The organism is bacterium, assembly GCA_026398675.1.
GTDB lineage: Bacteria > RBG-13-66-14 > RBG-13-66-14 > RBG-13-66-14 > RBG-13-66-14 > RBG-13-66-14.
Genome location: JAPLSK010000314.1, coordinates 1 through 1,931, shown reverse-complemented (window position 1 = coordinate 1,931; position 1,931 = coordinate 1). Strand labels below are relative to the sequence as shown.

Annotated in this window: 3 protein-coding genes; 2 read left to right on the top strand and 1 reads right to left on the bottom strand. The window is 65.9% G+C overall.

Translation table 11 applies throughout. The annotated features are described in order from the left end of the window. Positions 1 to 379: hypothetical protein (locus NTW26_09290; protein MCX7022447.1), on the bottom strand; the 379-nt coding region annotated here is incomplete at its 3' end. Between the two features lie 132 nt (positions 380 to 511). Between NTW26_09290 and rpsT the strand changes: the two genes are divergently transcribed. Both rpsT and NTW26_09280 read left to right on the top strand, forming a co-directional pair. Next, entirely contained in the window at positions 512 to 778 is a 267-nt protein-coding gene (gene rpsT / locus NTW26_09285; protein MCX7022446.1) for a 30S ribosomal protein S20, read from the top strand. A gap of 316 nt (positions 779 to 1,094) precedes the next feature. After that, on the top strand, positions 1,095 to 1,931 hold an 837-nt coding region (locus NTW26_09280; protein MCX7022445.1), incomplete at its 3' end, for a PA14 domain-containing protein.

Genomic DNA, 1,931 nt, shown 5'->3' with positions numbered 1-1,931 from the left:
TCTCGACCGTCCGGTACCAGCCCGAGACCCCGCCCGCCAGATCGAAGGCGTCGTAGCTCGCCGTGTTCCAGTAGTCGCGCAGCGAGCCGGTCTCGTAGGTGCCCCGGCTGAAGAGCATCTCCTCGTAGGCCGAGCGGGGGTGGTCGCCGCGGTCGGCCTGGTGGTCGGGAAAGTCCACCAGCACGGCGACGGCCCCCATCACCGGCGGGGTGGGGAGGGAGGGTGAGTCGGCGTCGGGGCCGATCCAGGGCGGCATCTCGGGCAGGGATACGCCCGTCGTCCGGTGCACGCCCGCCTGTAGGTCCCAGGATCCGGGCTTGGGCGGCACGGCGAGGCCGGCGAGGACGAATAAAGACAGTATGATCGCGGTGGTCCGCATGTTTTCAGCCTCTGGGATAAGTACGACCGTCCGCAATATAGTACAATAATTCCCCGAGATAAACCGGGACCTTGACACGCCGCCCAAGGGTATTCTAGTATTCACCCCTCTCCACGGGGAAAAGGAGATTACGTGCCCCAGACCCGTTCGGCCAAGAAGCGTCTCCGCCAGACCGAGAAGCGCACTGAGCGGAACAAGGCCTACAAGTCCCGCATCAAGACCGCCATCCGCAAGTTCCGGCTGGCCGCGACCGAGGGCCGCGCCGAGGACGCCCGGCTCTCGTACCGTGAGGCCACGAGCCTGTTGGACAAGGCTGTGGAGAAGGGCATCCTGCACAAGAACAACGCGGGCCGGCGCAAGAGCCGCATGACGCTGCAGGTGAACAAGCTGGAGGGCTAGGGACTCCGGGACTTAAATAACGGGCCGCGCGGTCGTAAGACAAGGGGTTTAACCGAGCGAAGCGAGCTATGCCCCCGGCAAAACCCCTTGTTCCAACCGGCGGCCTTTTCATACGAGAGATGACGATTCGCGATAAAACGGGCCGCAAGGCCCTTTTTTTTAGCTCGGCCATCGGGGGAATCACCCCACCCCATTATGCGGACAGGCTCGGTTGTCTCTGGGGCGGATTGTGCATTCGGCCGCAGTTTTGCCTTCGGCCGCGGTTTTGGGGTATAGTTCTAGAAAATTGAGCCGTGCGCACCCCGGAGGTCCCCCCTTGTCCAGGTCCGTTCAGGTGTTCTTTTTTGTATCCCTCGCGGTCGGCATCGCCCACGCCGCGGCGGTGGACGCGCTGGACCCCATGGAGCTCCTGCTCCTGGGGGAGGACCCCGGCTCGGTCCGGGAAGGCGCGGAGCTTGTCGTCCGGGAGAATCCGGGCGACCCGGCGGCCAACGAGGCGATGGCCTGGATCGCCCTCCTGGAAGGCCGGGAGCGGGAGGCCCAGGAGCATTTCCTCCAGGCCATCCTCTCCGATCCGTCCGACCCGCGGGCCGAGGCGCTCCTGCGCGACGCCGTCCGCTTCAGCGAACGCGCGACGCTTTTCCACGAGCTGGAGCCCGTCTGCGAGGAGACGTTGCGCGCCGCGGGCACGACCTTCGAGACGCGCACCGTCGCCCGCCGCTGGCTTTTGTATTTCGCCCGGGAGGAAAGCGACCCGGAGAAAACCGCGGCGATGGAGACCGAGCTCGGCTACCTCACCGACTGGCTCATGGTCGCCCCCTTCATCCGCACCGGCGGCCTGGACCTCTACCGGGAGTTCGAGCCCGAAAAGGAGATCGAGGAGACCTACGATATCCCGGACCTCGAGGAGCATGGCTGGCTGAAGATGCCGGGCGGCGCCTACCAGGGGTACGCCGCTTTCGACAACCTCTCCGCCATCCCCCGCGGCGTGGGATACGCGCTGACCTACGTCCGCCTTCCCCGCGACGGACGATACCGGTTCGGGGTCACCAGCGACGACTCGCTGGTGATCTGGGTGGACGGGGTCAGGTTCCTGGAGCGCGACGCGGTCTCGGGTTACCCGGCGGTGGAGTCGACCGACGCCGGGTTCTAC